This window comes from Pseudoflavonifractor hominis (assembly GCF_014288125.1).
Classification (GTDB): Bacteria; Bacillota; Clostridia; order Oscillospirales; family Oscillospiraceae; genus Pseudoflavonifractor_A; species Pseudoflavonifractor_A gallinarum.
The window spans coordinates 27,447-50,049 of sequence record NZ_JACOPR010000009.1 but is presented as its reverse complement, the minus strand read 5'-3'; the positions used below and the strand labels follow the sequence as shown (position 1 = coordinate 50,049).

Here is a 22,603-nt window from a genome sequence, read left to right as displayed (position 1 = left end):
TAGGACCCTTTTCCACATTGCGCAAGGGCATGGGGAAAATCAGCGGAGAAGAGGATAGAGCGCACCGGGTTTTTCAGCGGCATGCGAGCGGCTTAGTTGGGAGATTCGCTGGGATCATATGCACCCAGCTCTCTTGCGGCTTTTAGCATCGCATAAAAATTGGCTGGCGGGGTCAGGCAACTGATGGTACACTCAGGCGTAAGCACAAAGCCGCCGGGGAAATACTTCATTTTCTTTAAAATAGCCGCGCATTCCGCATAAACTTCTTCCGGCGTTCCATTTTGAAGGGTAATGCTGCGTACGTTTCCGCCCAAAATAAAATCAGGGCCCATGACTTTTCCCAGATACTCCAAATCGGTCTCGGCGCCCACCGTAATCAGAGTTCTTCCGTGGAAGGGGATGTTTGCCTTGATGATGGGAAGATTTTTATCATGACGGCCGCACAGATGCAGGCCCGTAATGGGGATCTTCCACTCCCGATACGTTTCAAAGATCTCCACCAGATAGGGCAGACAAAAGGTTTCAAACTGGCGCGGGGAGAGAAGTGCATTGGACTCCAATGGACAGGCCATTCCGGCGCCCAGAGGTTCTGGTCCAAACTCATCCAGGTATGCCTGAGCCAAAAAATAGATATAATCCGTGGCAAAACGCATGAGGCGGTGGACCAGCTCGGGTTTCTTGATCATCCAGCGGACCATATTTTCTGCGCCGACCAAGTACTGCACCACACTGGTGGGGGAACCGGCAAATACAGAGACGCCCTCTCCGTTGCGGTAGCAGATCCGGTTGAACTCCAGGATGCGTTTGGCATCAAATGTCTCATCAATGCTGCGCGGCAGGGTGAGCTTTTCCACATCGGCCTCTGTTGGAGCGGCCAAGCGGGACGCATAGGGCAGAGAAAGCCGGGGCTCCTGCGGAATGACGACCTCGCCACCTGGAAAATCTCCGGCGATTCCAGAGGAGACGTCATAGCATTTTCCACCGTCATAGCCGAACAGTTCCTGACACCAGATTTGGCTGCGGTATGCATTCTCGGGGAAATTATACCACTCGTAAGTTGACATTCCGCACATGACACCGGCAAAGGCCTCCATATGGGGGATGACCGGGACCCGGTCCGGGCGCTTTCCTGCAAACAGACATGCCATGCGTTCGCTGCTCGTCATTCTATCCATTGTTCCCTCCTATGGTCATTGGTCGGAGATGGGCTGATGCTCCATGATGTTGAGAAATTGACGAATGCGCTCTTGCTTTGGGTGGTCCAGAATCTCATCGGGCCGACCATCGGCGGCAATCTCGCCGCCGTCCATAAAGAGCACACGACTGGCCACACTGCGTGCAAAGCCGATCTCATGGGTTACCACCAGCATGGTGGACCCCTCACGAGCCAGCTCCTGCATGACACGCAGGACTTCTCCAACCAGCTCAGGGTCCAGCGCTGAGGTCGGTTCATCAAAGAGAATGACATCCGGATTTACGGCCAATGCACGGGCGATGGCCACACGCTGCTGCTGTCCGCCGGATAGCTTTGAGGGATAGAAGTCTTTCCGCTCCTCCATCCCCACTTTCTGGAGCAGCTTGAGGGCGGTTTCCATCGCCTCGGACTTGGGGCGTCGGTGGACCGTGATCAGTGCTTCGGCTACATTTTCCAACGCAGTCATATTTCAAAACAGATTGTAATTTTGGAATACCATGGCCAGGTGTTTTCGCAGGGCAAGTACATCCTGCTTCCGGTACTTCTGCGCATCCACCCGCACATCGCCCACGGTTATAATGCCGCTGGTGGGAGTGACCAGGTAATTCAAACAGCGCAGCAGGGTGGATTTTCCGGTGCCGGAAGGGCCCAGTATGGCAACCACATCGCCCTGCTCGATGCGCAGGTTGATGTCCTTCAATACCTGCGTGGGTCCAAAATTTTTATAGAGATGTTCAATTTGAATCATTTTATTTCCTCACTGATAGACATTCAGAGCTTTTTCCAGTTTGCGCTGGAGAAAACTGAGGATGATAGAAAGAATCCAATAGATTATGGCCACATCCAAATAAATCTCGAAGAAATTGAACTGACGGCTGCCCTCGTAAATACCGCAGGCCATCATTTCGGTGACACCGATCGTAAATGCGATGGAGGTTCCCTTGATCAGATCGATCAGGGAATTAAACAGGGAGGGCAATGCCACCCGCATGGCTTGCGGGAATACAATGCGGCGCATATACTGCAATTTGCTCATGCACAGAGATTCGGCCGCCTCGATCTGGCCCTGATCTACCGATGCAAAGGAAGCACGGATCGTCTCGGACATATAGGCGCCGCTGTTCAGCGCCAGGGTAACCACGACGGCGTAGGTGGGGGAGAGCTTGGTCAAAAATTGATTTAAGGTAAAAATACCAAAGTAAACGAGAAAAAGCTGTGTAATCAGGGGAGTACCGCGGAAAAAGGAGACGTATAGCTGTACCAGGGGGGAGAGAATGGCAATTTTGAAATAGCGGATGAAGGCCAGCACAAGGGCGAGCGCAAAGGCGAGGACCAGTGCCAGTACGGAAAGAAACAGCGTGACCTTCGTAGCATCCAATAGGGTAGGGAACACTTCTACCATATATACAAGGTCCAATTGGTCAAACAAAACGGGATACCCCCTCAATCCATCCAGATATAAGCTAGAAAAGCGGGTGGGACAATGATTTTGTCCCACCCGTTTGTAGTGTGCTCAGTCGTTGAACGCGCTTACGCTTCGGGCTGCTCCGTCACGTCCGCCCCAAACCATTTGATAGACAGCTCTGCCAGGCTGCCATCTTCGCGCATGTCGTTGATGGTATCGTTTGCCATCTGGCGCAGGTCCTCATTGGTACCCTTGAGGAAGGGGAAGATATCGGTTTCGGTGATTCCGTTATAACCGCTGACCTTCAGTCCGGAGACATCGCCGTTCTTGATCAGGTAAGAACCCTGGGGGATGGAGATGCCGACCGCATCCAGACGGCCCAGACGCACATCCTCATAGGCGGCTGCCATGTTGGAGTAGATTACCTGCTCGATTTTGCCCTCGGGATCTGCCTCGTTGTACATATCGATATCGACGCTGCCGGCGATGACACCCACGCTCTTGCCGAAAAGGTCCTCAATGCTGTTGACATCGTCGCTGTTTTCATTGATGAACCATCCGCCGGGGCTGTACATATAGGGATCGGAGAAGTCATACTTCTCTGCACGCTCTTCCGTAGCGCTGACCTGGCAGAGGATCGTGTCGATCTTTCCAGTGTCCAGCATCGTAAAGAGACCGGCTACATCGCTGGAAATGGTATACTCCAGCTCCAGATTGTTGCGCTCGGCAATCTCCTTCCAGATATCGACCTCATAGCCGACCAGCTCGTCGCCCTCCATATAATTGAAGGGAACGTGGGCGCCATAGGCACCAATGCGGACGACCTTGCTCTCCTCATTGTTCGTCGCTTCTGCGGAGGGAGCGGGGGTAGCGGAAGTGGCGGGAGGAGTGGACTGGGAGGCACTGGAATTCGAGCAGCCAGCCAGAGCGGCTACCATCATAGCCGCAATGCCAAGAGACAACATACGCTTCATGTTTAGGAGAAACCTTCTTTCTTTCCAATTCAGACAATTTATTTTTGCCCCAAACATCTTAGCATTCTTTTTTTTGCATTTTCCAATCATTTCTATCTATAATTGGGTGCATTCTAAATTGGTGATAGCTATAAAAGGAGCAGAGGGGTTCTAGTGAAGAAGCGGCTTGGAAGGCGCTTTCACACAGCGGCACAAAAGCCGGTTTGCGGCAGTACATTCTGAAGGAAAGGCAGAAGTTTTGGTGAGATCTGCCATGGTTAACGGACAGACCATCAGAGCGGTGCGGTCTGCGCAGTACTCAGATGCGGCCTGTAAAAAAGGCAATGTGAATAACTGCAGGATTGCCTCGGTGTAACGCAGTCCCAGAATCGTTCCGGTTCCGGCGGGGTCGGCATAGGAGATGGCATCAGCTCCGGCGCAGCAGATGGCCTCTACATATTCCAGCATCAGCGGAACCAGTTGTTCCAGAAAAGCAGAGACAGCATCCGGCTGCTTTCGCCAGGTCCGGAACAGAGAGGAGAGATCCATCAGACAGCTTAACATGGAAATGGGGCCTGTGATTTGAAAGGCCACCTTATTTCCGGTGCGGTGTAATTCCTGACAGGCCGCCAGCAGATGCTGGATTTCCGGGGTGTGCACAAAGGAGCGCAGGGGAATTTGGGAGAGTGTCTCGTATACATAGCGCCCGGGGCGGGGACCGGCCGCAGCATCCGCTGGCAGAATGTCCGCCCCCAGTGCCTTTGCCTCTACGGTGTGACAAAAGGGGAGAATGGCGTATCCGGTACCAGTCATTTCCCCCATTGCCTGTGCAAGGCGGGCAATGGTTGTTTCATTCTCATAGATGCTGTTTGCCTTGATGCCCAAAGAGGAGAGCATTTCTTCAGAGATCAGATATTGATCTCGCTGACAACAATATTCCTGCATTCTCTTACGAACCCGTCCTTTTGTATGTCTGGACAGTCTGTACCATTGCCTGGATATTTTGGAAAGGGGCAGTGACCGGCAGACCACATGCGGGGGAAACAATGTCGACCCCGTTCTTGAGTGCGGTCTTGGTCAGGGCAGCCACCCATTCGGGCTGCATCGTTCCCAGCGCGTGCGTGCTGATGTTGCCCATGACCGCTTTGTTGCCCAAATAAGGCCTGATTTCCTCCGGCTGGACCATGGCATCAAAACTGAACACGTCACAGTGAATCTGATCCAACAGCCCGTAAATACTGTGGAGCCTTCCGCAAATATGGACGATTTTTACCGGGACCTCCACTGCGTCCAGAATTTGATTGATATAGGGCAGCGCATAGGTTTGAAAATGGCGGGCGCCCAAAATCTCACCGGTGCCACTGGGCTCGGAAATGCAGAGGACATCTGCTCCGGCCTCGATCTGTGCTCTGGCGTAACGGATGAGCTCGTGGGTGATCCTTTCCAGTAAATGGACACAGGACTCCGGACTTTTCCTCATTTCCTTCAGCAGCGCCGTCATATCGACCAGAGTTCCGGCCACGCTGACGGGCCCGGTCACATTGCCGATTGTGGGAACGCCGTCGTTTTCCTGCTTCAACATGCGGATTGCCTCCAGCACACAGTGCGGGCGTCCCTGGGTCAGATCCATGGAGGTCAGACGGTCGGCTTCCCCGGAGGAGTGGAGCGGGCTGTATGTGACGTGCGGCTCCACATGTGCGCCGCCCAGGTCCACGACAGCCCCCATGGCCTCCGCTTCTACCGTCATGCAAAACGGCACGCCGTAGTTCTCAAAGCCGCCGTTTTGCCGCATGACCTTGGCCAGGGCGGCCATTTTTTGAGGATTGCAATGTGCCTCTGGCCAGAAGCTGTTTGCGGCTTCCATCGCTTCGTCTACGATCATGTTCATCATGCCGCCCGGGCAAATACAAGGGGGACGATCTGTCGTCCCCCCATGAGCGGCGTCTTGAAGGCGCTGGATGTAAGACTGTTTTTCCATCCGATGCTCACCCTACCAGACGTGCGACCAGTTTGACCGCTTCCGTTGCACTGCTGGAATATCCGTCCGCTCCAATCCGCTCTGCAAATGCGGGGGAGATCGGAGCCCCTCCCACAATGGCTTTGACCTGACTGCGCAGACCGGCGGACGTAAGGGCTTCAATGACCTGACGCATATAGTCCATGGAGGTCGACATCAGGGTGGACATCGCCACCACCTGGGCATTTTCCTCAAAATTATCCCATCGGGAGGTTACCATGCTGCGAGTCAATCCTACAGAAAGCAGTATTTTGGACCAACTCCGGGTCCAGGGGATCCTATTGGAAAGCCCCTGCAATGGAAAAGGCGTATGCGGGAAATGCAAAGTTCGGATTTTGCGGGGAAATGCGGGGCCGCTCACAGAGACGGAGCGCAGCTTTCTTACGATGGAAGAAATAGAACAGGGGATCCGTCTGGCCTGTATGGCAGTACCGGTGGAGCCAGTGGACCTGGACCCGCTGGAGCTTTTGAAGACGGAACATACGCAAGTGCTTGGAAGCAGTGCCATGCCGGCGGTTTCCCTGCAGGGCAGTTACCGCGCAGCCTGTACCAAAGGACAGAGAGTGGAGCGGGAACTCGCTTGCAGAGACAATCTTACCGCCAGAGAAGCAGCCGGCCCTTACCCTGCTGCGCAACCTTGCATCTCTGCCGGGGGATACCGAAGTGGAGGTCGTCTCCTATTTGGGGAGACCCGTGGACCTGATCCGGAGGACTCCGCTCTGGGGGATGGCGGTAGACCTGGGAACCACTACGGTATCGGTCTCTCTGGTGGATCTGCGTACCGGGCAAGAAGTGTGTGAAGATGGCTTTGTCAATCCACAGAAGGCATTTGGACTGGATGTGCTCTCGCGGATTCAGTACACTTTGGAACATTCCACTGGAATAGCGGACCTGCAGCGCACCATTGCAGAGGCGCTGCAGAGCTGTGCAGAACGGTTGGGCCATCAGGCGGGAGGGAGCGTCAGAGATATTTTTGAAGTCTCTGTGGCGGGAAATGCGACCATGATCCACCTGCTGTTGGGGGTCCACCCGGCTTCGCTCAGCCAGACGCCATTCCGTACGGTTTTTCGGGATGCCGTCACCGTGCCGGCAGCACAGGCTGGACTACACCTCCATCCGGAGGCCGTTCTCTACTGCCTTCCGGCCGTCTCCGCCTATATTGGGGGAGACATTGTGGCTGGTGCTTTGGCCGAACGGCTGGATGAGCGGGAAGACACGGTCTTTTTTGTGGATATCGGGACAAACGGCGAGATGATCCTGTGCCGCGATCATAAATTGGTGTCCTGTTCCTGTGCGGCAGGTCCGGCGCTGGAAGGTATGAACATCGGATGCGGCATGCGCGCTGCACAGGGGGCCATCGAAGCGGTGTCGTTGCTGGACGACCGGATCGAGTTACACACCATTGGCTCCGGAACCCCAAAGGGGCTGTGCGGAAGCGGTCTGTTGGATGTGGTCAGTCAAGCGGTGGCAAAGGGAATCATCAACAAGCGGGGAAGGATCGTGCCAGAGCATCCTCTGGTCTGTGAGGACGCCAATGGGAAGCGCCAGATTACGCTTTCGTCCGAGCAAAACATTTCCTTGACGCAGGGGGATATCCGGCAGGTACAACTCTGCAAGGGGACCATTCTCTCCGGATGTCAGTGCCTGTTGGATGAGTTGAAACTGCGTCCGGAGGAGATTGACCATGTACTGGTCGCCGGGCAATTTGGGCGCCATCTCTCCCCGGAGAGTCTGGTGGGGGCAGGCCTGCTGCCCCCTGCATTTGCGTCCAAAATTTCGTATGTAGGCAATTCTTCCCGGGCGGGGGCCACTATGTGCCTGCTCTCTCAGGCAGAGCGGCAGCGTGCGCAGAGGATGGCGCGAGCGATCTCCTATGTGGATTTGTCGACCAAGTCAGGGTATGAGTCCAGTTTCTTATCCTGCATGAGTTTTGATTTGAGGGCAGATTAAATGGGAAAAATCATACTGGTATCTGGTTTTTTAGGGGGCAGGGAAGACCACCTTTATTCGCCGCTTGCTGAATTGTACCGCCTCAGGTCAAAAAACGGCTCTGTTGGAAAATGAGTTTGGGACCTGCAGTGTGGATGACATTCTGCTTCAGCGCCGAGATCTTCCGGTGAGCACATTGGCCTCGGGGTGTATTTGCTGCTCTCTGTCCGGCGCTTTTGACCAGGCCATCCGTACGTTGGAGCACTCATACCATCCCGATCTGCTGGTGATAGAACCCTCTGGATTAGCGGAGTTGAGTATGCTGTTGAATACTTGCCGCAGCGTGTCGGATGAACTGGGGATAGCTCAGGTCAGGGCGATTACCATTGTCGATGCGGAGATGCATCAGACCTATGTGGAAGATATGGGGATGTTTTATCTGGACCAGATTCGACATGCGGATGCCATTATCTGCAGCAAACTGGATCTGGTGTCCCCGCAGACAGCCGGGGCTGTGTACACTTCTCTGGTGGAAGAAAACCCTGACGCCCATATCTGGGCCTGTCCTTGGGATGCGCTTGATGTTTCAAGCGTTTTGGAACAGGCGTTGGGGGAAGGAGCGTCCTGTGTGCCTGTGTCGGGACACGGACATGTGCATACAGCCGAACTGTTTACATCGGAGGTGTTTCATCCCTACCGGCCTCGCACGGCCGCGCATTGGAAGGAAGAGCTGATGAAACTGAGCGATCCTGCAAGGGGAGAAATCCTGCGCGCAAAAGGTTTTTTACCGCTGGAGGATGGTGCGTGGATACAGGCGGACTATACCCCCGGGCATGTGTATCTACATCCCTGGGGAGCGCCCTGTGAGAGCATCTTGACGGTGATCGGCCGGAATATGAATCGTTCGGCGCTCTCAGAGCAATTTGAGAAAATAGAATCTTAAACAACAGAGGACGGAAGGTTTTCGAAAGAGAAGACCTTCCGCCTTTTTGTTTTGAGACAGGGCTGTGTACGCTGGTGGAGGATAAAACAGGCTTCTTTCTCTCCATGTACAAGGCAGGGGAGAAGCATGGTGGAAAAATGCAGAGGTAGAAGAAGACCTTTTGGCGCGGCTTAACGAGGTATGGATTTATTGCAAAAAACTTTATGAAATATATCGTTTTTTGAAAATGTTACTTTTTGATCAATGGGAGCGAACATCTAAAAAATTTATTAAAAATCGAAAAAAATTACATTTTCATTTTTGATAAAACTGTATAGTATATTTTATAGAAAATGTCGAAAAAGATGTTTATATCTGCAAAACATATAAGCGATATGTCAAAAGTTATATGGGGGAGTGGAAAGATGTACGTACGCTTATCCTATCCGCTTGAGGCCTATGTTCCTGCCTGGCCGGGTACGCCACAGCTTCAACTGGAGCCACTTATGCAGCTCTCCGCTGGGGATGTAGCGAACACCTTTCTGCTCCATCTGCACAACCACATCGGTACACACTATGATGCCCCCAACCATTATGTAAAGGACGGATTGTCCATTTCGGAACTTCCTCTGGAGTATTTTATCTTTACATGTCCCCTCAGAGTGGAACTGCCGAAAGGGGAGCGGGAGCTTATTACGGCGGCGGATCTGGCTCCCCATCGGGAGGAGATTGCCGGGTGTGACCTTCTGCTGCTGGATACTGGTTTTTCCAGATCGCGGAGCGAGGACCCAAACAAGTATGTGTCAGAAGGTCCAGGTCTAAGCGCAGAGGCTGCTGCTTGGCTGGTGGAATACGCTCCCCAGTTGCGGGCAGTGGCGGTGGATTTTGTCTCTCTGGCGTCCTATCGGGCACAGGATGACGGAAACGAGGCTCACCGGACACTGTTCCGCGGGAAGAACGGCCATTTCATCTGCGGTATTGAAGATGTCGATCTGAATCAGATCCGGAATAAGTGTGTGAAACGGGTATTTGCCATGCCCCTCTGGGTACGAGGGATAGACAGCGCGCCTGTCTCTCTCCTGGCAGAAGTGGAGTAGGTCTGGTCGAGCTGAGGCTCATCGGAGATAAAAGGAAAAGGAATCGGATGAAGGAGGAAACAAGATGAAAAAGTGGTTGTCTGGTCTGCTTGCTGCCTCAATGCTCCTCAGCCTTTGCGCCTGTGGTGCCGGTGGGGATAGCGGAGAACAGCCCTCTGGCAGCACCCCTGGCGGGACGGAAGAGAGTGAGGGCTATAAGATCGCCTTGAGTAACTCCTATGTGGGCAATGCTTGGCGCACGGCGGCAGTCAATATCTTTGATGCCTACACGGAGGATCTGGTGGAGCAGGGGGTCATTGCTAAGGCCTACTCATCCAGCGCCGGTGATGACGTGCAGGCGCAGATCAATGAGATCCGTAACATGATGTCCGAGGGATACGACGCTATTATCTGTATCGCTGCCTCGGCCACAGGTCTCCAATCCGTACTGGAGGAGGCCGCGGAGCGCGGAATCGTGGTGGTCTGCTTTGACACCAGTGTGGATTCCGACCTGGTCTACAATGTGAATACCGATCAGTTCGAGTATGGACGCCTGCTGGCCCAGTCTCTGGCCGACCGGATGGGCGGCTCTGGAAATATCCTCTGGATCAAGGGTATCGAGGGCAACCAGGTTACCATTGACCGGACCGCCGGCATGCAGAGCGTCCTGGACAATTACCCCGACATCAAGGTGCTGGGCGAGGGCTTCGGTAAGTGGGATGACTCCACGACCGCCTCTGTCATGTCTAACCTGATGAGCGCCTACTCCTCCCAGGGAATTGACGGCATCCTGTCGGAAGGCGGCGGCGGACACGCCATCGTGCAGTCCCTGAGCGAGAATGGAATCGATCCCAAATCCATCCCCATCTCGGAGGGCGAGATGTTCAACTCCTTTATGAAGGACTGGGTGGAGCTGGACCTGGATGCCTTCTGTACGGCCCAGCCGCCCTACCTGGCTGCGGCCTCGGTGGATGTGGCTCTGAAAGTCCTGAACGGCGAGGAAGTGGATCCCATCACTTACGTGGACCTGCCCACCTGCTCTTCCAAGGAAGAGGCGGAGGAGAAGTGGTATCAGCCTGACCAGGAGGGTGGCTTTGTCTGCGACTGGACCGATGCGGACAACACCTGGAACCTGGATATCTCGGACGTGGCGCCCGACTAAATTCTGCGATACCATAACTGGATAGCGGCATGGGGGCTGTTTCAAAACCGGATTTGTTTGAGGCAGCCCCCATTTTTATTTTACAGACAAAGCGAGGGATGTAGGTGTGAAACAGGAACCTATGCAGCCGGAGCGTGTTCCGCTGATCGAAACGGCCCATATCTGTAAGCGCTTCGCTGGCATCCATGCCCTGGAAGATGCGCAGCTCAAATGTTATCGGGGAGAGACTCACGTCCTCATCGGAGAGAATGGCGCGGGCAAAAGCACGATGGTCAAGATCATCTGCGGTGTGACGCAAAAGGATGAGGGCGAGATCTATATGGAGGGTGAGCGGATCGAACTGAAAAGTGCCGTGGATGCCCACCGACATAAGATTGCAGCAGTTTTCCAAGAGCTCTCCTTGATCCTGGATCTATCCGTGGCAGAAAATATCTTTTTGGGACAGGAGCCGCTCAATCGCCTGCGCCAGATCGATTTTAAACGTATCTATCAGCAGGCCCAGGTGTTTTTACAGCAGATCGGGCTGGATCTCAACCCCAGAATGATGGTGCGGGATCTGAATCTCTGTCAGATGCAGCTAGTAGAGATTGCCAAGGCCCTTTACAAAGAGCCTGATGTCCTCATCCTGGATGAGGCCACCTCTGCCCTGGGCGAGAAAGAGGTCAAGTGGCTCTTTGCCACAATGCACCGCCTCACAAAAGAGGAGAACAAGGGTATCCTCTTTATCTCCCACCGAATGGATGAACTGCACCAGGTGGCGGACCGGGCGACCATCTTCCGGGATGCCCACTATATCATGACATTCCCCTGGGGAGAGCTGAAGGACGAAGCTATCGTGGAACACATCTCGGGAAAAAAGACGGCGGAGAGCCTCTTTGAAAAACCGCTGGGTGATCCCAATGACATCGCACTGGAACTCCGGCACGTCTCGAAGGGTACCTGTCTGCACGAGCTGAACTTCCAGCTTCGCCGGGGAGAGATCCTGGGCATCGCCGGACTCTCCGGACACGGGCAGGTGGAACTGCTTCACGGCCTCTTTGGAGACGGAGATTTTGACACCGGAACGGTGGAAGTCAATGGAAAGGCAGTTCGCTTGCGCAACCAGCGGGAGGCTCTCTCCCACGGGATCGTGCTGATCCCGGAGGACCGGAAAAACGACGGATTGATCCTCAGCCGTTCCATCGGGGAAAACATCACCATGATGTGCCTGAAAGAGATCGGGCGCCGGGGTGTGCTCTCCCGAAAGAAAGAGGAGAATGTCATTGCGGATGCAGTGAACCGGATGAGCATCAAGGTTTTCAGCACCCTGCTGCCGGTATCCAGCCTGAGCGGCGGCAATCAGCAGAAGGTGGTCATTGCCAAGGCACTCTCCACACAGGCGCGGATTGTTCTGCTGTCAGATCCCACCCGTGGCATCGATATCGGAACGAAAAATGAGATCTATCAGTTGATGACAGAGCTGACCAAAAATGGCTATTCTGTCGTATTCTACTCCACCGAGATGGCCGAGCTTCTGATGCTGTGTAACCGTGTGTTGGTATTTTACGAGGGACGGATCGCTGCAGAACTGGAGGGCGACCAGGTGACCGAACGGAATATCATCGCTCAATCCATTGGCGTGGGAGGCGCAGACCATGAAGAATGAACGGGCAAAAATCTTTTTGAGACGGAACGCAGAGGGGGTCGTGGCCTACTGTGTTTTGTTCGTGGTACTGGTGCTGTTTGCTGCGAATCAGGCAGACTTCTTTACGGTATATGGCCCACAATCTATTTTCAACCAAGTCATCACGCTCTGTATTGCGGCGCTGGGACAGACCGTCATTATTCTGACCTCCGGCATTGATCTGTCGGTCGGATCGCTCATCATCTTTACAAACTGTGTGGCCGCGACCATTTTTGCGCCGGTCACCGAGGCCATGAACGGCTCTTTGGTAGGCGGCAGTGTGGTTACGATCCTGATCGTTCTGCTGATCGGCGTGCTGGCCGGGTTCTTTAACGGATGTTTTGTAGTCTATGGCCGCCTGCAGCCCATCATTGTCACACTGGCGACCGGCTCCATCTTCAGCGGAATGGCACGGTATGTCCGCCCCAGTCCCGGAGGTGATGTACCTTCCCAGTTTGCTCGCTTTTTTACCGGGAGAGTACTGGGTGTCATCCCCATGTCTGCCATCATCCTGTTCCTGGCGATTGTATGCATCTGGATCCCCTACCGTAAGAGCCGTTATGGACAGGCCCTCTACGCCATCGGCGGAAATGAAAAGGCCGCATACCTCAACGGTATTCCGATTAATCGTTCCAAACTGATTGCCTATTCTATCGCCGGACTGTGCGCCGCCATTTGCGGGATTCTGCTCACCGCACAGACTCGCTCGGGTGACCCCACGGCAGCCAACAACTTTACCAATAACTCCATCGCCGCGGCTGTGCTGGGCGGGGCCTCGCTGGCTGGCGGAAAGGGCTCTTACTTCGGCTCCATCGCGGGAGCCATGATCCTCTCCCTCATTGTGGGACTGCTGATCTTCTGGAAAATATCCTCTTACTATCAGAATCTGGTACAAGGCATTATTCTCATCCTGGCTCTCTCGGTTGGATTCCTCTCCCTGTTTTTCAAGCAGAAAAGGGAGCGTGCCAAGGTGATCGCAGAAGAGGGGAGGAATTAACATGTCGGAACAGAATGCCATTTCCCTGAAAGGAATTTTTTCCTCCAATGGCGCCCGGATCGTCCTGATGCTGGTGGCCCTCTATCTGGTTTCGGGCATCCTGGAACCTAACTATTTCCAGCCTAGCCACCTGATGTCGGTACTGGTGCTCTGCTGCTTCCTGGGTATCATCTGCATTGGACAGACCCTGATTATCCTGACGGGAGGCGCAGACCTGTCTGTGGCATACAGTGTGACCTTCTCTGCCTGTGTCTTTGCGCAGACCACGAAACAGACGGGGAGCGGAGTGATCGGTTTCGCGGCAGCGCTGGCGGCAGGACTGGTCATGGGAGTGTTCAAAGGGTTTGGCGTAGCCTATCTTCGCATTACCCCCATGGTAATGACCCTGGCCACCAACTCCATTCTGATGAGCAGTACCTTCCTCTATACCCAGGGCGTCCTGAAGGGTGAGTCCACCGAACTGGTCACGGCGCTGGCCAAGGAGAGCTTTCTGGGAATTCGCTATTGTGTCATGCTCTGGGTGATTCTGGGAATTGGAACGATCTTCCTATTGCGGAAGACCTCCTTTGGCCGTAAAATATATGCGGTCGGATGCAGTACACGAGTGACGGATCTATCTGGTATTCACACCAAAGGTGTTCTGATGGGCGTCTATATCATTGCATCAGTCATGATGGCCATTGCCGGCGTACTTCTGATCGGCTATCTGGGCTATCCCAACTACACCATGGGCGACAGCTATCAGCTCATCTCCATCGCGGCGGTGGTGATTGGCGGCACCTCGATTCTGGGCGGCCACGGCAGCTATCTGGGTACCATGGGCGGTGTGGTTATTATCTACCTGATCCAGAGCATTTTGATCATTTTGAACATTGCTGAGGCTGGTAAGGAGATCGTGAACGGCGCGATCATCCTCATCATCCTCCTGGCCTATGGCAGAGGAAAGAAACAAAGCGCCTGATGCAGGAAGGAGCATCTTGTCATGAGTATTGAACGGCTTGTGGAAGCACTTCAGGATCTGGAAGTTGTGGAAGCAGGACAATATCTGGAAGAGAACATGCCGGTACATCCCAGTCACTCCAAGTTTTACAAGATGCGCTGGCACGGCTTCCGTTTAGGGGACTGCTGCAATGATTTTCAGCTCATTCTGAATGAGCATAATGGAACCCATGTGGACTCGTTTGGTCACTATATTGATCAGCCGGGGTATGAGATGATCGACGGGGTGCCTCTGTCGGCTCTGTGCGGTCCTTGCGTTACCATTGATGCGACATTTTTGAAAGAACATGAGACATTGGAACGGTCTCACATTGAGGCATGGGAGCAGGCCCATGCGCCTATTCGCCCGGGCGATGGGGTGCTGCTCGACTTTGGTTGGATGAAGTATTGGGCACTCCGTCCGGAGGAGAGCCGTTTTTGCCACGACTACCCGGGAGTCGGTGCCTCCGCCGCCGCCTATTTTGTGGAGAAGGGAGTGCGCATGGTGGGGGTAGATACCCTGTCGGTCGACCGGGATGGAGCAGACGGGGACCCGGCTCATAACACGCTGCTGTCCCACCGGATACCCGTGGTGGAAAACCTGCGCAATCTGGGACTTCTCCACGAAAAGCGGGGGTATTTTGTGGCGTTGCCCCTGCTGATTCGGGAAGGTTCTGCGTCCCCTGTTCGTCCCATTGTTTTGGTGGAGCGTACCTAGGATATGTTGCTTCAAACTGGTTGGAAAAGCGCACAGCATTTTTTTCAAAATCTGAAGATTCGTCCTAAAATCCAGCTGTTTGGCACGGCGCTTACCGTTCTGCTCTGCCTGATTTTTCTGAGCTTTTATAGCTCTGTGGCAGCCCGTACTACCGTTGAACGTGCTACAAGGAATGCGGAGGAGAATCTGACCCGCATCCAGCTGTATTTTCAACATCTGAATACAGAGATTGCAGGGCGACTCAGCCATCTTGATACCAGTATCAGCTTGCGGCAGATGCTGGAGGACCAGAATGGTACGCAGGACAGCGGTACGGTCTGGTCTGTGGATGGCCTTCTCGCGGATATTCAGAGTCTTGCCTGTCTGGAACGAGTCGAGCTCTATACCTTGGATGGCGTGTGCCTGGCGGCCACGCGCACCACGGAGGAGCCGGACGGCGGATTAAAACCGGAGGTCCAGGCAGAAGTCTGTGCCAGTCCAGCGGATAACCTTTGGCGGGATGACAGCGATGCCCGGAATAGCCGGACAGATGGAATATCAGTTTACCGGGCGGTTGTCTCTCGGGAGACCGGAATGCCAATCGGGGTGACGAGAGCGGTACTGGATGGTGCCGCTCTCGCTGATATTTATAACTATGTTGGTTTTAACCTCTCGTCAGAGCTGTATATCTTCACGATGAGCGGAAATTTGCTGCTGCCCAAGGAGACTACCCCCTCGATTCTGCGGGTGGGAAGGGACAGCTTCGAGACCTATCTGGACACAGGTGAGGGGGAGGGGCGCTATTGGTTCCAGAATGAGGCCTACTGCGTACAGAGTCTTCCGCTGCCGGAGTATGGGCTCTATGCAGTCAGTATTGCCCCATACTCCAGCCTTTTGCAGGATATCCGGCTCTTGCAGATGACCATTCTGTCCCTTGGTTTGCTCTGTGTTGCCGCAGAACTGGTGTTTTTCTTCTTCATGGGACGTGCGGTCTCGCGGCCTATTGTGGAACTGACGAGGCAGGTGGAGCGCATTCGGTCGGGTAATCTCTCTCTCCGCATACAGAATTCGGACCGAAGTGAAATCGGGATCCTGGCGGGCAGCATCGACAACATGCTCGACCGGATTGAAGCACTGATGCAGGAAGTGGCAGAGGCGGAGCGGCAAAAGAGAACGCTGGAGCTCCGCTCCCTCCAGACACAGATCACACCCCACTTCCTCTATAATTCGCTGGACAATCTGAGTGCACTGGCCCAGATCGGTGATATGGAGGGAGCCTATGGGATGGCGCATGCACTGGGCGAATTTTATCGCAGTGTGCTCAGTGATGGGCGCAGCATCATTCGCCTGCGGGAAGAAATAGACATCATTGACAGCTATCTTAGAGTACAGTCGCAGCGCTATCGGGATCGCTTTGACTATCAGATCGATATTCCTCCAGAATTGGAACAGATCCAGATCGTCAAACTGACCATCCAGCCTCTGGTGGAAAATGCGATTTACCATGGAATCCGAAATGTACGCAGGATGGGGCATATCCGGATCACCGGTCGGTTGGAGGAAGAACAGGTTATTCTCGCGGTGGAAGACAACGGAAAAGGATTTCCACAGGAATCGGATCGGTTGACGCAGTCCGGAGAAAAGGGAGATCTTATTTTTCATCGAAAGGGATTTGGTATGTTCAATGCAGATCAGCGCATAAAACTCTATTTCGGTCCGGATTATGGGCTGCGTGTCCATTCGGAGAGAGATGTGGGAACCTGTGTCGAGATCTGTCTGCCCCGGAAGCCCTATGAGGAGGCTCAGGATGACTTCAGTTTTAATTGTAGATGACGAATATCTGATCCGTAGTCTGATTCGCAACTCCGTCTCTTGGGAAAAAATCGAAATGGAGGTAATTGGAGAGGCCGGTGACGGGGAGGAGGCGCTCACATTTATCAAGACTTGCCAGCCTGATATTGCGCTGGTAGATATCAATATTCCCTTTTTGAATGGTCTGGAACTTGCGCATAGGATCATGGAAGAGCAGTATCGAACAAAAGTGATCCTGTTGACCGGGTACCGGGAGTTTGAGTATGCGAAACAGGCGGTGCAGTGCCGTGTATCAGACTATCTTCTTAAGCCGATTTCAGCGCCTGAGTTGGAGCGGGCCCTTCTGCGGCTGCAGGAAGAGATCCGGCAGGACCGTCATCTCCATGATCAGGCAATCCAAAATGAACGGCAGGGAGATTACGGAAAGCGGCTGATGAAAAATCATTTTCTGCATCAGTTGGCATTCGGCCGCATTCGGAAGTCAGAGGTGCAGATTGCTGCCGAGTTGGAGCGTTTGGAGATCGCCTTGTGTCCCAAAGAACTCATGGCGATGGTGGTGGAGCTGGAACCATGCCATCAGGAGTCTGGAGATGGGATCTATGTCTATGCCGTACTGAATGTCCTCTGTGAGCTTTTACGGAAAAAAGAACACATCACCGGAGTAGAGGGGCTTTCTGAGATCGATAACTGTGCGATCGTTCTGTACAATGTAATGGGAAAAGAAGAGCAGATACGGGCCGATCTGAAGGAGGCATGGATCGAGCTGACACAGACCATGGAAAAGCACTTCCAGGTGGTTCTGTCTGCCGGTGTGAGCAATGTGTTTGAGGGGTACGGGCAGGCGGCCTCCGCGGTACATGAAGCGATGGAGGCGCTGAGTCAAAAATTTTACGAAAACCAGGAAAAGCTCTTTTTTGCGGCCGAATGTACTATATCAGATGGTCAGGCAACCTACTTCTCCGGCATTGATCTGGAAGAATTGCAGATTCGTATGGATGCGGGAGAGTGGGAGGGGGGACTTCACCTCATCCAAAATCTCTTTGAAAAGATGCGGCAGCAGCGGGTCCGGGCGGAAGTGGTGAAGATGACGGCGCTGGGACTGATTACCGTGCTCCATTCCCTGGTTTCGCGCTATCAGTTCCCGACGGAATTGCTGTCTTCGGACGGTACGTTGATTTCCAAACGGATTGATCAGAGTGATACCTGTACAGAAATCGAGCATGTTTTGGTGGATTATTACTGCCGTTTAACAGAGAAGATTCAGACCTCCTGCCAGATTTCAAAAATTGTATATCTGGCCAAAGCTTATATTGAGGAACACTATGCCTCCGAAGATATTTCCTTAAAAGAGATTGCGGCTACCGTATTTGCCACCCCGGCCTACGTGAGTTCTCTGTTCAAAAAGGAGACAGGAAATTCCATTATTGAATATATCACCATCTGTCGGATGCGCAGGGCGGCTGAGCTGCTCCATCAGGAGCATGATCTCAGTCTGACGGCAGTCTCTGAGCAGGTTGGGTACACCGACCCATATTATTTCAGCCGTTGCTTTAAGAAATATTATGGCGTTACACCTTCTAAATTTTTGGCGAGCCGTCTGGAGAAGCCTAGATTCGGTTCTGATGAAGGAAATCTGGGTGCCGGGTCTTTTTAGAATACCGGCTGTAGATCAGGAGAATAATTATTTGTTTTAAATGACGCTTGAAGTGTCCTCAAAAATTATTTAAGCAATTCAAAGGGCTTGTTGTCTGTAAAGTACGGGCAGCAGGCCCTTTCTCGTCCTGCCTTAATATGATGTTCATCTAACTGGGCGATTCACTCTTTATATAGTATCGTTTCAGAGGCGCTGCCGAGCATGTCTGTTACCATACCCGGAGTTGAATGGGCAGGAATTGGATTATTGACTGGGCAACTAGTATGTAAATACTGGGAGCAGTATGTAGATAGACTTTACAGAAAACATTTTGAATTTTGGAGTATATTCAAAGAGCACTCGCTTATAGTCTCTAACAAATGAGAGACCAAGATTACGATAAGAATATAGTAATCTATTTTTTAGCTAAAAAGAAAATGGGTATAGACTATCTAAAAAATTCAAATAAATTTGCAAATTAAAGTGAAAAAGAGGTAGAGATTAAATAAATATAAAATACACCGCTTTATTTTTTAATTTGACCTTATATAATGGACTAAAAAAATGATAAAAAGAGAACAAAGTAAAGTTTTAACAGAAAAAGAGGGATATTTTTTGGATTAGTATAAAAGAGGTAAAGTTAAGAAAAATTAATGTTACTATATAAAGTGCACATGTCGTTAAAATTATTTTGGAATAGGATTGACAATATAAACAAACAGAAGTATCATAAATGTAGAGATAAATGAAAACGTTCCCACAAATAGATAATAGATAAAGCGGGGATGCAGGATGAATGAAAATCTGACAATTATCGATATTGCACGTATGGCAGGGGTATCAAAGTCGACAGTATCCCGTGTTTTAAATAATGAACCAAGAGTAAAGCCTGAGACAAAAGAAGCGGTATTAAAAGTAATTGAAGAAAGTGGATATTTTCCAAGTGAGGTTGCCCGCACCTTGGTAAAGAGCAAGAGCAAACTGGTCGGACTGATTACGCCCTTTCAATGTCGTTCATTCTATCGCAATGAGCTATTTCGCGATGCATTTACGGGACTGACTCAGGTTTTGAAAACATATGACTATGATATTATTACCTCTTCTGGTAGCGGAGTCGAGTTGGATACCATTCAAAAGTTTGTACGCACCTATCATGTCTGTGGTGTAATTTTGCTCTATACAATTCCGGATGATCCAAGCCTCCATTACTTATTGGAAAATCATGTTCCCTTTTCTGTGATTGGTGCTTGTGAAGGGTTTACTGGAATCAACCAAGTTACATACGACTATCAAGCGGCCATGGTTGAGATTGTTGACTCTTTATTGGAGCAAAACAGGACGCGTATTGCCTTTTTTGCCAGCGATACGGGGCTTTCCACCACCAGAAGTTATATAGAAGGTTATCGGACCGGCCTTGAAAGACGGGGTATGCCAGTTCTGGAAAAATATCTTCTGGATGGGATGGAAGAAGAGCAGGCGATTTACTCTGCATTGCGCCGTTATCAGCACACCCATACGATGCCGGATGCTATCATTGCTAGTGATGATATTATCTGTTGTCATCTCCTCCGCTTCTGCCAAGAGGAGAAGATTCGAATTCCAGAGGATATGGCACTTTTTTCGCTGGAAAATGGACCAGTCAATGAGGCGGTGGGTATTTCCTGTATTAATTTGGATTACATCAGAATGGGAAATTTGGCCGGGAAAATGCTGATCGACACGGTAGAACATGGTCAGACCACCCGTATTCAGCTAAATCATCAATTGCTTCACCGACGTTCCAGTCAAAAATCTTCCTAATTTTATATCCCTCTTCCGTATATGGAAGAAACAATAAAGAAATGGAGGAAAATCAAATGAAAAAACGGGCAAAGACAGTTAAAACACTTACTGCATTGGTACTGATGGGAACCGTATTGGCTGGTTGCGGAGGGGGATCCGTCAATGAACCTACGGACTCTGGTGGAGAGACAGGTCGGCAGCTAGTTTTTTGGGAATCCTCGTACTATACCGATTTGGAGACGAACGCCTTTTACCGGAGGGCGATTGAACTCTTTGAGGAGCAGCATCCGGATGTGGAATTTGTTTTGGGTTCCAAAGGACGCCCAGAACAGGAGATTGATGCGCTGAACATTGCTTTCAGTTCGGATGCAGCACCAGATATGTTTGGATACAGTGTCGGATCTCTGGTAGAACCTTTTATCGAGGGTGGGAAGTTAGAGGATCTCACCAGTCTCTTTGATGAAAATGGCTGGCGCGAAAATATTGACCCTGCTCTTTTGGCAGATCAGGAAAATATTTTTGACGGAAGCCTCTACGCACTTCCGATCCGCCGTACAGTAATGGGAATTTTCTACCGAAAGGATGTTTTTGCACAGTATGGCCTGGAAGTTCCTACTAATTATGAGGAGTTTCTTCAGGTATGCGATACTTTACAGAAAAATGGTATCGTTCCCATAGCAAATCCGGGTAAAGTTCCGGCAGCAACAAACCGCTGGTTTGACGGTCTGCTGGAGAAGAACTGTGGGATTGAGCTACATGACGATCTCTGTTATGGACGGGCTAGCCTGGACTGTCCGGAAGTGGTCCAGTCGCTTGCGGATCTAAAGGAACTTTCCCAGTATTTCCAAGAGGGACACTTCTCTGCGGAGGAGAATGAATGTCGTCTGCTCCTCTATCCTGGTGACGCAGCCATGGAGTATAGTGCTACCTGGGAGGCAGATACCTTTGAAAGTCAAGGTCAGAATGTGGATGACTGGGGATACTTCCGATTCCCCAGTGGATTGGAACAGTCCCGTTCGAATCGCTTTACTTACGGCATCTATGTGAATGCGGATTCCCCGAACAAGGATCTGGCCTACGACTTTTTAGAGATATGTGCCTCATTGGAACCCTACCAGGTTGATTTTGAAGAGCGAGGCTCTATTGTTGGTATCCGGGATGATGCATTTGATCTCTCGAAGTTGGACTCTCTGCGCACTGCTCTGGTAGAGGATGCGGCAAACCCGGATGGTTCTTATATGGCTACCAATGAGATGTGCTGGCCGCCCAAGCTGACAGATATGCTTTATGAAGTGTTGGATAAGGTGATCCTGGAGGAGATTACTCCGGAAGAGGGCGCTAAAATGTTAGATGAAACTGCGCAGGAGATCGAATTCTATCAGAGTTGATAAGCCAAAGCGGGCCGACGGAAAGGATTGCCCTTCTGTCGGCCCGCGACAGAAGCACGGAGCAGCGGGAAAGGGGTATCAAAGTATGCATACAAAAGTTGCGCCTCAAAAAAGGCGGGTGCAGTGGACGCCCTACCTTTTTTTAATCGTACCAATGGCCATCTATTTGGTGTTTATGATTTTTCCCACGCTGTATTCTCTGTTTATCAGTCTCTTTCAGTGGGACGGACTGACAAATGAGCGTACCTTTGTGGGGTTGGATAACTATTTAAATCTTTTTCAATCTGATCCGGTATTTCGTACAGCAGTAAAAAACAATGTTATATGGGCGGTTCTGTCAGAAATTATTCCTATCTGTCTGGGGATGGCTCTGGCGGTGTTGCTTAATAGTAAAAAGCGGGGATTTGGCTTTTTCCGCAGTTGTATTTTTTTCCCCTCTGTTCTTTCTATTAGTACAATTGGTTTGATCTGGCGTTGGATGTATGATCCCAATTTTGGCCTAATTAACGGAATGCTGAAAGCGGCCACCAATAACACGGTATCGATTAATTGGCAGGATCCACCGGAATATACGATCTATTTCCTAATCATTGCAGGCTCCTGGGCGTATTCCGGACTCTGTATGATCCTCTTCATGGCTGGAATCAAATCTGTTCCGGAGACGACACTGGAAGCTGCCCTTCTGGACGGTGCCAACGGGTGGCAGCGTTTGACGAAGGTAATTCTGCCTCAAATGAAGAACACGATCAATATTGTTTTGACCTTCACACTAATCAACTCGTTTAAGGTATTTGACCTCATTTATGTTATGACAGCCGGCGGTCCGGCCCGAATGACCAATGTGATGGCCACATGGTCGTACTACACGATTTTCCGCTATAATGACTACGGCTCAGGAAGCGCTATGTGCATTGTGCTCTCTGCCATTCTGGTAGCTGGCTCTTTGGTTATCAACAAGCTTGTCCGTATGGAAAAGAACTGAGGAGGCATGGGG

20 protein-coding genes and 2 pseudogenes are annotated in these 22,603 nt (G+C 51.7%); 15 read left to right on the top strand and 7 right to left on the bottom strand.

What is annotated here, in order from left to right:
* Positions 1–92 precede the first annotated feature (92 nt).
* The 7 genes and pseudogenes from H8S34_RS12830 to H8S34_RS12800 all read right to left on the bottom strand — a co-directional run bounded on the left by H8S34_RS12830 (position 93) and on the right by H8S34_RS12800 (position 5,790).
* Positions 93–1,175, bottom strand: coding sequence for a uroporphyrinogen decarboxylase family protein (locus H8S34_RS12830; RefSeq protein WP_186964187.1), 1,083 nt, complete (start codon positions 1,173–1,175; stop codon positions 93–95).
* A gap of 15 nt (positions 1,176–1,190) precedes the next feature.
* Positions 1,191–1,943 (bottom strand): annotated as a pseudogene (locus H8S34_RS12825) (amino acid ABC transporter ATP-binding protein).
* Between the two features lie 9 nt (positions 1,944–1,952).
* Positions 1,953–2,624 carry an amino acid ABC transporter permease gene (locus H8S34_RS12820; protein WP_207724982.1) on the bottom strand — a complete coding sequence of 224 codons (672 nt, stop codon included), beginning with the start codon at positions 2,622–2,624 and terminating at the stop codon, positions 1,953–1,955.
* 101 nt (positions 2,625–2,725) lie between these two features.
* Positions 2,726–3,574 (bottom strand): transporter substrate-binding domain-containing protein, encoded by an 849-nt coding sequence (locus H8S34_RS12815; RefSeq protein WP_186964186.1) that lies wholly within the window; start codon positions 3,572–3,574, stop codon positions 2,726–2,728.
* A 150-nt stretch (positions 3,575–3,724) separates the two neighbouring features.
* Complete coding sequence (locus H8S34_RS12810; protein WP_186964185.1) at positions 3,725–4,498, bottom strand: uroporphyrinogen decarboxylase family protein; 774 nt, start codon at positions 4,496–4,498, stop codon at positions 3,725–3,727.
* Positions 4,499–4,502: 4 nt separating this feature from the next.
* On the bottom strand, positions 4,503–5,531 hold the full coding sequence (locus tag H8S34_RS12805; protein WP_186964184.1) for a uroporphyrinogen decarboxylase family protein: 1,029 nt from the start codon (positions 5,529–5,531) through the stop codon (positions 4,503–4,505).
* Positions 5,532–5,538: 7 nt separating this feature from the next.
* Positions 5,539–5,790 (bottom strand): cobalamin B12-binding domain-containing protein, encoded by a 252-nt coding sequence (locus H8S34_RS12800; protein ID WP_186964183.1) that lies wholly within the window; start codon positions 5,788–5,790, stop codon positions 5,539–5,541.
* Between H8S34_RS12800 and H8S34_RS12795 the strand changes: the two genes are divergently transcribed.
* From H8S34_RS12795 to H8S34_RS12730, 15 genes and pseudogenes are all read left to right on the top strand, one after another.
* Positions 5,714–6,370, top strand: coding sequence for a 2Fe-2S iron-sulfur cluster-binding protein (locus H8S34_RS12795; RefSeq protein ID WP_366485958.1), 657 nt, complete (start codon positions 5,714–5,716; stop codon positions 6,368–6,370). The genes H8S34_RS12800 and H8S34_RS12795 overlap by 77 nt on opposite strands.
* Positions 6,252–7,520, top strand: a complete 1,269-nt coding sequence (locus H8S34_RS12790; protein WP_186964181.1) for an ASKHA domain-containing protein — start codon at positions 6,252–6,254, stop codon at positions 7,518–7,520. Before H8S34_RS12795 ends, H8S34_RS12790 begins: the two co-directional genes overlap by 119 nt.
* Before the next feature lie 46 nt (positions 7,521–7,566).
* Positions 7,567–8,010, top strand: a pseudogene (locus tag H8S34_RS15385) (GTP-binding protein); the annotation flags it as partial.
* Entirely contained in the window at positions 7,990–8,442 is a 453-nt protein-coding gene (locus H8S34_RS15380; RefSeq protein WP_366485970.1) for a GTP-binding protein, read from the top strand. The pseudogene H8S34_RS15385 and the gene H8S34_RS15380, both read left to right, overlap by 21 nt.
* 404 nt (positions 8,443–8,846) lie before the next feature.
* The gene (locus tag H8S34_RS12780; RefSeq protein ID WP_180956776.1) at positions 8,847–9,518 is read left to right on the top strand and encodes a cyclase family protein; all 672 of its coding nucleotides are present in this window, start codon (positions 8,847–8,849) and stop codon (positions 9,516–9,518) included.
* A gap of 64 nt (positions 9,519–9,582) precedes the next feature.
* On the top strand, positions 9,583–10,659 hold the full coding sequence (locus H8S34_RS12775) for a substrate-binding domain-containing protein (RefSeq protein ID WP_186964179.1): 1,077 nt from the start codon (positions 9,583–9,585) through the stop codon (positions 10,657–10,659).
* A 106-nt stretch (positions 10,660–10,765) separates the two neighbouring features.
* Positions 10,766–12,304, top strand: a complete 1,539-nt coding sequence (locus H8S34_RS12770; RefSeq protein WP_186964178.1) for a sugar ABC transporter ATP-binding protein — start codon at positions 10,766–10,768, stop codon at positions 12,302–12,304.
* The gene (locus H8S34_RS12765) at positions 12,294–13,319 is read left to right on the top strand and encodes an ABC transporter permease (RefSeq protein ID WP_186964177.1); all 1,026 of its coding nucleotides are present in this window, start codon (positions 12,294–12,296) and stop codon (positions 13,317–13,319) included. Before H8S34_RS12770 ends, H8S34_RS12765 begins: the two co-directional genes overlap by 11 nt.
* Position 13,320: 1 nt before the next feature.
* Positions 13,321–14,280, top strand: a complete 960-nt coding sequence (locus tag H8S34_RS12760; RefSeq protein ID WP_186964176.1) for an ABC transporter permease — start codon at positions 13,321–13,323, stop codon at positions 14,278–14,280.
* Positions 14,281–14,301: 21 nt separating this feature from the next.
* Complete coding sequence (locus H8S34_RS12755) at positions 14,302–15,015, top strand: cyclase family protein (RefSeq protein ID WP_186964175.1); 714 nt, start codon at positions 14,302–14,304, stop codon at positions 15,013–15,015.
* Between the two features lie 3 nt (positions 15,016–15,018).
* Positions 15,019–16,827: a sensor histidine kinase gene (locus H8S34_RS12750; protein ID WP_186964174.1), complete on the top strand. Its 1,809-nt coding sequence runs from the start codon at positions 15,019–15,021 to the stop codon at positions 16,825–16,827.
* On the top strand, positions 16,802–18,460 hold the full coding sequence (locus tag H8S34_RS12745) for a response regulator transcription factor (RefSeq protein ID WP_186964173.1): 1,659 nt from the start codon (positions 16,802–16,804) through the stop codon (positions 18,458–18,460). Before H8S34_RS12750 ends, H8S34_RS12745 begins: the two co-directional genes overlap by 26 nt.
* Positions 18,461–19,231: 771 nt before the next feature.
* The gene (locus H8S34_RS12740) at positions 19,232–20,239 is read left to right on the top strand and encodes a LacI family DNA-binding transcriptional regulator (RefSeq protein ID WP_101692092.1); all 1,008 of its coding nucleotides are present in this window, start codon (positions 19,232–19,234) and stop codon (positions 20,237–20,239) included.
* 56 nt (positions 20,240–20,295) lie between these two features.
* Entirely contained in the window at positions 20,296–21,609 is a 1,314-nt protein-coding gene (locus H8S34_RS12735; RefSeq protein WP_180956773.1) for an ABC transporter substrate-binding protein, read from the top strand.
* Between the two features lie 85 nt (positions 21,610–21,694).
* The gene (locus H8S34_RS12730; RefSeq protein ID WP_180956772.1) at positions 21,695–22,591 is read left to right on the top strand and encodes a carbohydrate ABC transporter permease; all 897 of its coding nucleotides are present in this window, start codon (positions 21,695–21,697) and stop codon (positions 22,589–22,591) included.
* The last annotated feature ends 12 nt before the right edge of the window (positions 22,592–22,603 follow it).

What these genes read in the sequence shown, in the direction of transcription:
- H8S34_RS12830 (WP_186964187.1), bottom strand. Translation starts at nt 1,175, where the DNA reads ATGGATAGAATGACGAGCAGCGAACGCATGGCATGTCTGTTTGCAGGA.
- H8S34_RS12815 (WP_186964186.1), bottom strand. Translation starts at nt 3,574, where the DNA reads ATGAAGCGTATGTTGTCTCTTGGCATTGCGGCTATGATGGTAGCCGCT.
- H8S34_RS12810 (WP_186964185.1), bottom strand. Translation starts at nt 4,498, where the DNA reads ATGCAGGAATATTGTTGTCAGCGAGATCAATATCTGATCTCTGAAGAA.
- H8S34_RS12805 (WP_186964184.1), bottom strand. Translation starts at nt 5,531, where the DNA reads ATGGAAAAACAGTCTTACATCCAGCGCCTTCAAGACGCCGCTCATGGG.
- H8S34_RS12795 (WP_366485958.1), top strand. Translation starts at nt 5,714, where the DNA reads ATGGAGGTCGACATCAGGGTGGACATCGCCACCACCTGGGCATTTTCC.
- H8S34_RS12800 (WP_186964183.1), bottom strand. Translation starts at nt 5,790, where the DNA reads ATGGTAACCTCCCGATGGGATAATTTTGAGGAAAATGCCCAGGTGGTG.
- H8S34_RS12780 (WP_180956776.1), top strand. Translation starts at nt 8,847, where the DNA reads ATGTACGTACGCTTATCCTATCCGCTTGAGGCCTATGTTCCTGCCTGG.
- H8S34_RS12775 (WP_186964179.1), top strand. Translation starts at nt 9,583, where the DNA reads ATGAAAAAGTGGTTGTCTGGTCTGCTTGCTGCCTCAATGCTCCTCAGC.
- H8S34_RS12765 (WP_186964177.1), top strand. Translation starts at nt 12,294, where the DNA reads ATGAAGAATGAACGGGCAAAAATCTTTTTGAGACGGAACGCAGAGGGG.
- H8S34_RS12760 (WP_186964176.1), top strand. Translation starts at nt 13,321, where the DNA reads ATGTCGGAACAGAATGCCATTTCCCTGAAAGGAATTTTTTCCTCCAAT.
- H8S34_RS12755 (WP_186964175.1), top strand. Translation starts at nt 14,302, where the DNA reads ATGAGTATTGAACGGCTTGTGGAAGCACTTCAGGATCTGGAAGTTGTG.
- H8S34_RS12750 (WP_186964174.1), top strand. Translation starts at nt 15,019, where the DNA reads ATGTTGCTTCAAACTGGTTGGAAAAGCGCACAGCATTTTTTTCAAAAT.
- H8S34_RS12745 (WP_186964173.1), top strand. Translation starts at nt 16,802, where the DNA reads ATGACTTCAGTTTTAATTGTAGATGACGAATATCTGATCCGTAGTCTG.
- H8S34_RS12740 (WP_101692092.1), top strand. Translation starts at nt 19,232, where the DNA reads ATGAATGAAAATCTGACAATTATCGATATTGCACGTATGGCAGGGGTA.
- H8S34_RS12735 (WP_180956773.1), top strand. Translation starts at nt 20,296, where the DNA reads ATGAAAAAACGGGCAAAGACAGTTAAAACACTTACTGCATTGGTACTG.
- H8S34_RS12730 (WP_180956772.1), top strand. Translation starts at nt 21,695, where the DNA reads ATGCATACAAAAGTTGCGCCTCAAAAAAGGCGGGTGCAGTGGACGCCC.